The organism is Bacillus sp. 05T31 (assembly GCF_056396725.1).
Genome location: NZ_JBFTMA010000361.1, coordinates 1 through 7,005 on the forward strand (window position 1 = coordinate 1; position 7,005 = coordinate 7,005).

At 36.1% G+C, this 7,005-nt stretch carries 4 protein-coding genes and 3 pseudogenes; 2 read left to right on the plus strand and 5 right to left on the minus strand.

Annotated features, from left to right (window positions below; genetic code table 11):
* Positions 1 to 27: 27 nt before the first annotated feature.
* Positions 28 to 360, plus strand: a pseudogene (locus AC1DJR_RS19295) (hypothetical protein); the annotation flags it as partial.
* Here AC1DJR_RS19295 and ptsG read toward each other — a convergent pair.
* A pseudogene (ptsG, locus tag AC1DJR_RS19300) lies at positions 352 to 2,154 on the minus strand (PTS glucose transporter subunit IIABC); the annotation flags it as partial. The pseudogenes AC1DJR_RS19295 and ptsG overlap by 9 nt on opposite strands.
* Positions 2,155 to 2,493: 339 nt before the next feature.
* Positions 2,494 to 3,124, minus strand: a pseudogene (locus AC1DJR_RS19305) (PRD domain-containing protein).
* A 163-nt stretch (positions 3,125 to 3,287) separates the two neighbouring features.
* Between AC1DJR_RS19305 and AC1DJR_RS19310 the strand changes: the two are divergent.
* The gene (locus AC1DJR_RS19310) at positions 3,288 to 4,106 is read left to right on the plus strand and encodes a Cof-type HAD-IIB family hydrolase (protein WP_002014903.1); all 819 of its coding nucleotides are present in this window, start codon (positions 3,288 to 3,290) and stop codon (positions 4,104 to 4,106) included.
* Between the two features lie 73 nt (positions 4,107 to 4,179).
* On the opposite strand, the gene phnF is transcribed toward AC1DJR_RS19310, so the two are convergent.
* From phnF to nagA, 3 genes are read right to left on the minus strand one after another with little or no spacing between them, the layout of a single operon-like run.
* Positions 4,180 to 4,911: a phosphonate metabolism transcriptional regulator PhnF gene (phnF, locus tag AC1DJR_RS19315; RefSeq protein ID WP_078172874.1), complete on the minus strand. Its 732-nt coding sequence runs from the start codon at positions 4,909 to 4,911 to the stop codon at positions 4,180 to 4,182.
* Positions 4,841 to 5,629 carry a glucosamine-6-phosphate deaminase gene (gene nagB / locus AC1DJR_RS19320; RefSeq protein WP_002033913.1) on the minus strand — a complete coding sequence of 263 codons (789 nt, stop codon included), beginning with the start codon at positions 5,627 to 5,629 and terminating at the stop codon, positions 4,841 to 4,843. The genes phnF and nagB overlap by 71 nt, the downstream gene beginning before the upstream one ends.
* A gap of 4 nt (positions 5,630 to 5,633) precedes the next feature.
* Positions 5,634 to 6,776: an N-acetylglucosamine-6-phosphate deacetylase gene (gene nagA / locus AC1DJR_RS19325; RefSeq protein WP_328016935.1), complete on the minus strand. Its 1,143-nt coding sequence runs from the start codon at positions 6,774 to 6,776 to the stop codon at positions 5,634 to 5,636.
* Positions 6,777 to 7,005: the final 229 nt, after the last annotated feature.

Sequence of the window (7,005 nt, forward strand, 5' to 3'; positions counted from 1 at the left end):
GGTATAGTAAGTGTGAGGTGTTGTTTCATGTTCAAAAAAATAGGAGTCATTACTCTTCTCTTCTTTTTATTATCAACAAATGCATTCGCAAATACAAATAAACAAATTGAAGTATTTGATTGTAAAAAAGAAATGGTGGTCCAAAAACAATCTTTAGATTCAGCCATTCAAAAAGAAGCAGTTCAATACGCAAAATCAATTACTGGTCCATTTAAAAACTTAAATGTCGTTCCGAAAGATGGTCATATGATAAAAATCCCGTTATCAAAACCTGTTCCTATTACAAATCACTGGTTACATACAACAATCGATGAAGTACTCATCCTTCTCCCACTTAATGAAAAACCTTACTTCAGACTGAATACCAATCGCATGTTTTGTAGGGAATACATTTACAATCTCACCATTAACCGGAGAAACTACTGTTCCTTCTGTTGGCTCAATCGCAAATCCATCTCCCATCATTTTCCCTGAGAATACTTGGTCAGGTACTTCTGTAATCGGTAAGATTTTCCCTTCAATTGGTGAAACGATTGTTTCATTTTCATCAACCTGTTGAGGAGCTTCTTCCACTTTTACAGGCGCTTCTTTTTCAACATGAGGTGTACGACCTGACATAATATCATGAATTTGTGATTTTAATGTGTCAGATTTCGGTCCGAAAATAGCTTGAATGTTATTTCCAACTTCAAGTACACCGGCTGCTCCAAGCTCTTTTAAGCGGTCTTTATTTACATTTTTTTGTTCGTTAACTTGAACGCGTAAACGAGTAATACAAGCATCTAACGAAGCAATGTTTTCTTTACCACCAAGTGCTACTAATACTTCACGTGGAAGTTCTCCTGCTTCTGTTTTCCCTGCGCCTTCATTAGCATTCGCTACTTCACGACCAGGTGTTTTTAAGTTCCATTTACGGATTGCGAAACGGAATCCGAAGTAGTAAATAACTGCTAGTACAAGACCAACAATAATTACCCACCACCATGCYGTACGACCTGGTAGTACACCGAATAATATGAAGTCAATTAAACCACCAGAGAATGTCATACCAATTTTAACACCTAAAATTTGCATTGTCATAAATGATAGACCAGCGAATACTGCATGAATTCCGAATAATACTGGTGCTACGAATAAGAATGAAAATTCAAGCGGTTCTGTAATACCTGTTAAGAAAGATGTTAATGCAGCAGATCCTAAAATACCAGCTGCTAATTTTTTATTTTCTGGACGTGCTTCATGGTACATTGCTAAAGCTGCTGCTGGAAGACCGAACATCATGAACGGATACTTACCAGTTGTAAATGTACCTGCTGTTAATTCTACGCCGTCTTTTAACTGTGCCATAAAGATTTTTTGGTCACCACGGATTAATTCGCCAGCTGCATTTGTATACTGACCGAATTCGAACCAGAACGGTGAATAGAAAATATGATGTAATCCAAATGGAATTAATGAACGTTCGATTAAACCGAATATAAATGCTGCTATCGTTCTATTTGCATCAATCATTTGATGTGAGAACGTATTTAAGCCACCCTGAATGTATGGCCAAATGAAGCACATGATAATACCTACCACTAAAGAGAATGTTGCAGTTGCGATCGGTACGAAACGCTTACCTGCAAAGAAACCTAAGTATGATGGTAATTCAATGTTGAAGTATTTATTATAACAATATGCCGCTACTATCCCGACGATAATCCCACCAAATACTCCTGTTTGCAGCGTTGGAATTCCTAATACGTTTGCATATGCTGGATCTGAAAATCCAATTTTCACTGGATCTGTTCCAGTGCTTGTTACTTTCACTAGTTTATCTACTTCTAAGAACACACTCATCGTTTTGTTCATAATTAAGTAGCCGACGAACGCTGCTAAACCAGCTACTCCGTCTCCACCAGCTAAACCGATTGCTACCCCAACTGCGAATAATAGCGCAAGGTTAGCGAAAATAATATCGCCAGATTGTTCCATAATTTTTGCAACCATTACGAACCAATCTGCTTTTAAAGCAGGGATAACATTTGTTAGTTGTGGATTTTGAAATGCATTACCAAATCCAAGTAAAATACCTGCTGCCGGTAAAATCGCTACTGGAAGCATAAGCGCTTTTCCGACTTTTTGAAGAACACCAAAGATCTTCTTAAACATGGAAACCCTTCCTCTCTTATCTATATTGATACTTTTCGACAAACGCCAAAAAGGCATGAGGAAAAAAAGATAGAACGATAGCTATACAAAGGGTAGTATGTCCCTTTCTTTAGCTTACATTCCCAACTTTTCTCCACTCATGCCTGATCGAATCAGTAACACGTGTCAAAAATAGGATTACGTATAAGTTCACTATAATYAAAGCAAACGTTTTCGTTATTTACCTTAATGTGTTTGTCGAATTTTGTATAACTTTGCAATAGTTATTATACATAACTATTGTAAGCGATTCAATCATTTTTTTTAACGTTTTCATTTTAGACAAAAATATATGTCTTTTTACACATGTTCTGCTTTCACTAATCGTTGTAAATGCATCGTTAAATAAATACTCTCCGCTTCATAAACAGGAAGTTGTAATTCGTTCTGCATTACTTTGACTAGCTTCCACGCCAAATTGTAACAAACTGGATATTCTAATTTTAATAAATCAGCAAAACTTTGTGCTTCTTCTACTTTTTCTCCTTTTTTCACCCGTTCAATAGCATATTGTAAATGGCGAATAAGGCGTAAATAATGAATGCTTTCTTGGTCTAATGTAATTTGTAGGYTTGTCTCAATTAAAGACACAAGTTGTGCAATAAGACGAGAATTTTGATTAACAGAAGATAAATCAGAGTTTGTAAGCGAGCTATAAATATGGAGTGCGATAAAGCCWACTTCTCCTTCTGGCAATGTAATTTGCAAACGAGAATTTAAAAGTTTCACAACTCCTTCAGCAATTTCATATTCCTCTGGATATAGCATTTTCGTTTCAACTAAAAAAGGATTATCTATTGTAAGTCACATCTTCAGCCTTTTTTCCAAATCCAATTCCTTTACCGATCACTACTACTTCCTCGTGTTCAGGATGGCTAGCAATGATGACATTATTATTTAAAACTTTTTTAATTTCTAGATAATTACTCATATAACACCACCCTCGTACTTAAATAGCCTACTTTTATGTTACAGAACATTCTTCTTTGTCGTCAATGTAAAACATCTACCATTTGATAAAAATTCATTTTTTAGACATGTTTGTATATGATGCGTATAATGTAAGAGCAACTGTACATAGAAAGGAGATAAACATGATTAAAATGTTTGTAAGTGATATTGACGGTACAATGATGCAGCATGGAGGTCTGATTGATGAACAGGATGTTGCGGCACTTCGCAGTCTTGCTGAGCAAAATGTTATTCTTTGCTTCGCTTCTGGACGACTTGATAATGAAATCGCAGACTTAATGAAAGCTGTAAATACAAATTTCCATCGTATTAGTGTAAATGGTGTGTTTGTATACACTAATGAAAATAAGCAACTATTATCCGCAAATTTTGATTCCAGCATTCTTCCTGATTTACTAGCTATGACAAATCAAGACCCTTATTTCCGTTATGTAAGTGATGAGCATAATTACTATATTGAAGAAAAGACACCTTTTATTCATGAACTCGAAAAACAAGTAGCAATGACTTCTGTCGAAGAACCAAATTTATTACAGAAAATCGATGATACAATTTTTCCAAATAAAATTTCTATCGGTGGAACAAAAGAAAACTTACAACTCCTTCAAAAAAAGATCGATGAAAAATTCCATGGAAAAGTTAGTACTTTCATTTCAGCTGAACAATGTTTAGATGTAATGCCACCAAATATTAGTAAAGGTTCTGCTATTTCTGTTTTATTACAAGAGTTTCAAATACAACCAGAGGAGGTTGCATGCATAGGGGATTCTTACAATGATATTCCAATGTTTTCCTTAACTCCTCATAGTTTTGCTATGTCTCAAGCTGATGATGCGGTAAAAGAGCACGCTCACTATGTAGTAGATGCTGTCAAAGATGCCGTTAACCAAGTACTTGTTTATAATGAAGAAGCAAATAAAAATACGACTCGATCCTTATAAGGATGAGTCGTATTTTTATTTCTTTACATGTTGAAAACATCAAAGTTCACTGTACTTCACAAACTGAAATATATTACTTGTTACGTGCGATGTTCGTAATAAACTTGTAACGATCCCCACGATAAATACATTTCACATACTCTAACGGTAACTCACCTTCTGAATATGACCATTGACGCATTACAAGTACAGGCGCCTTTTTAGGAATATGCAGATGTTCAGCTTCATTATCCGTTGCAATTGAAGCTTCAATTGATTGAGTAGCACGAACAAGCTTAAAGCCCAGTTTTTTCTCTAAATGTTCATATAAAGATTGTTGTAATATTTCTTCGTTAATATCTTTCACAAGAGTTGGCGACAAATATGTCGTCTCAAATGCAATCGGTTCGTCATCAGCTAAGCGCGTACGCCTCACTTCATAAACCGATTCTCCCTCTTGTATTCTCAGCCGGTCTGCTATTTTAGCAGTAGCTGGAACTAGGCGGAAACTTAATAACTGGCTGCTCGGTTTCATACCACGAGAAATCATATCTTCTGTGAATCCCGTCATTCCTTGCAACTTTTGCTCCACTTTCGGAAGTTGGACGAACGTTCCAATCCCACGTTTCCGGTATAAATAACCTTGTTCCACTAAGTTATTAATCGCCTGTCTGATTGTCATACGACTCACTTCGAACTTATCACAAAGTTCATTCTCAGATGGAATTTTATCTCCCGGCTTCCATTCGCCTTCCTCAATTAGCTGTTTCACCCACTCTTGAATCTGATAATAAATCGGAAATGGTGAATACTTGTCGATGTTCATCAGCAATCGCCTCACTGCATAAAGATAGAGCTTCTGGATCTGCGATTACGGTTACATTCGGATGACGTTGTAAAACTGTAGCAGGACACGCCTCACTATATTCACCTTGCAATAATTCTTTAATAGCTTCTGCCTTTTTAGATCCCATAGCAACAAGTAGAATTTGTTTCGCTTTCATAATACTTCCAATTCCCATTGTAATCGCATGAGTCGGCACATCTTCTTCATTTTCAAAGAAGCGAAGGTTTGCTTGGCGTGTAGATTCTGTTAATTCTACAATGTTAGTTGGAGAATTAAATGGTGTTCCTGGCTCATTAAATCCGATGTGACCGTTTTCACCGATTCCAAGAATCTGTAAGTCAACTGGGTTAGCTACTAGAATGCCTTCATAACGCTTGCACTCTTCCTCTAAATCACTTGCCATCCCATTCGGTACATAAGTTTGTTTAAATGGAAGATGATCAAACAACTGTTCTTGCATGAAATAATGATAGCTGTTTTTATCTTCGTGTGGTAAATTTACGTACTCATCTAAGTTTACAGTGGTTGCATGACTTGTATCAAGTTTATTTTTTCGCATTTCTGCATAAATACCTAATGGAGAGCTTCCTGTAGCCATTCCTAAAGTTGGATTTTCTTTTGATTTTACAACCTCTTTAATTAACTTATAACCTGCTTCTGCTAATTCTTCTGGAGTTTTTACAACAAGAATATTCATCTAATTACTTCCCTTCCTTCATATGAATTCCTAAACGAACCGTATCATATACATGTAATTCTTCAGTCATAACAACAAAGTCTGCATCTTTACCTACCGCTAACGCACCTTTATTATTTAATCCAAATTCTTCTGCTTGGTTAACTGATGTCATTAACACTGCCTCCTCGATTGAACATCCTGTAAATTCAATTACATTTCGGAAAGCTTGATCCATTTTTAAAATACTACCAGCTAACGTTCCATCTTCTAATCGGGCACTGCCATCTTTTACATGTACTGGCTGTCCGCCAAGCTCATATAATCCTTCTTCAAGACCTTTTGCACGCATTGCATCTGTAATGACACTTACTTTTTTCGGTCCTTTTAATTTATATGCTAATTTCACCATATCAGGGTGAATGTGAATACCATCTGTAATTACTTCAACCATTACATCTGGATTTAATAACACATGACCAACAACTCCTGGTTCACGATGATGTAATCCACGCATTTGATTGTATAAATGTGTTGCATGTGTAATGTTTCTATTTTTCAGTTGTGCATCAATTGCATCTGTATGCCCCATTGTGCCAACAACACCTGTTTCAGCAAGATACTGTTCAAACTCTAACGCACCTTCTTCTTCCGGTGCATATGTTACTAATTTAATTAGATTACCGCTTGCTTCCTGCCATTGTTTAAATTGCTCGATACTCGCAGGAACAATATGTTCAAGTGGTTGTGCACCCGCACGTTTTTTTGAAACATATGGTCCTTCTAGGTGAATATATTCGAAATGTGCTCCTTTGTCTTTCGCTTCCTTCGCAGCACTTAGCGCCGCTTCAATCGCTTCTGGAGCTTGTGTCATTGTTGTTGGGAAGTAAGTTGTAACTCCTTCTTTTAACATTTCTTTACCAAGAGTTACTAATCCATCGCTATTTGCATCCATCGCATCAATATCGTATCCACCATGAATATGAACATCAATCATACCTGGAATCACAATCTTTCCTGCCACATCTAACACAGTTTCATTTTCTTGTGATACATATTGAGCCATCAAACCAATTTCTTTAACTGTTTCTGTGTAACGAATAAATCCGTTTTCCACTACTTCTTTACCTGTATAAATTTCGGCATTGATGACAACTTGCGTTTTCATTTTCATCGACCCTTTCCCATGAAATACCTACTTATTATTATTACCTTATTCGCCTAATTCCATCTTAATATACACACAAGTAGTTGTCTATACATTCTAATGAAATTTCCTCTTCGTTCAGCGAAAAAAGGAAATTGATTTCTTTTTCATTCTAATATATATTATCCATTTTTACCAAAATGGATAATAACCTCTTATATAATTAGTTACTTAAGTAATGGCATAAGAC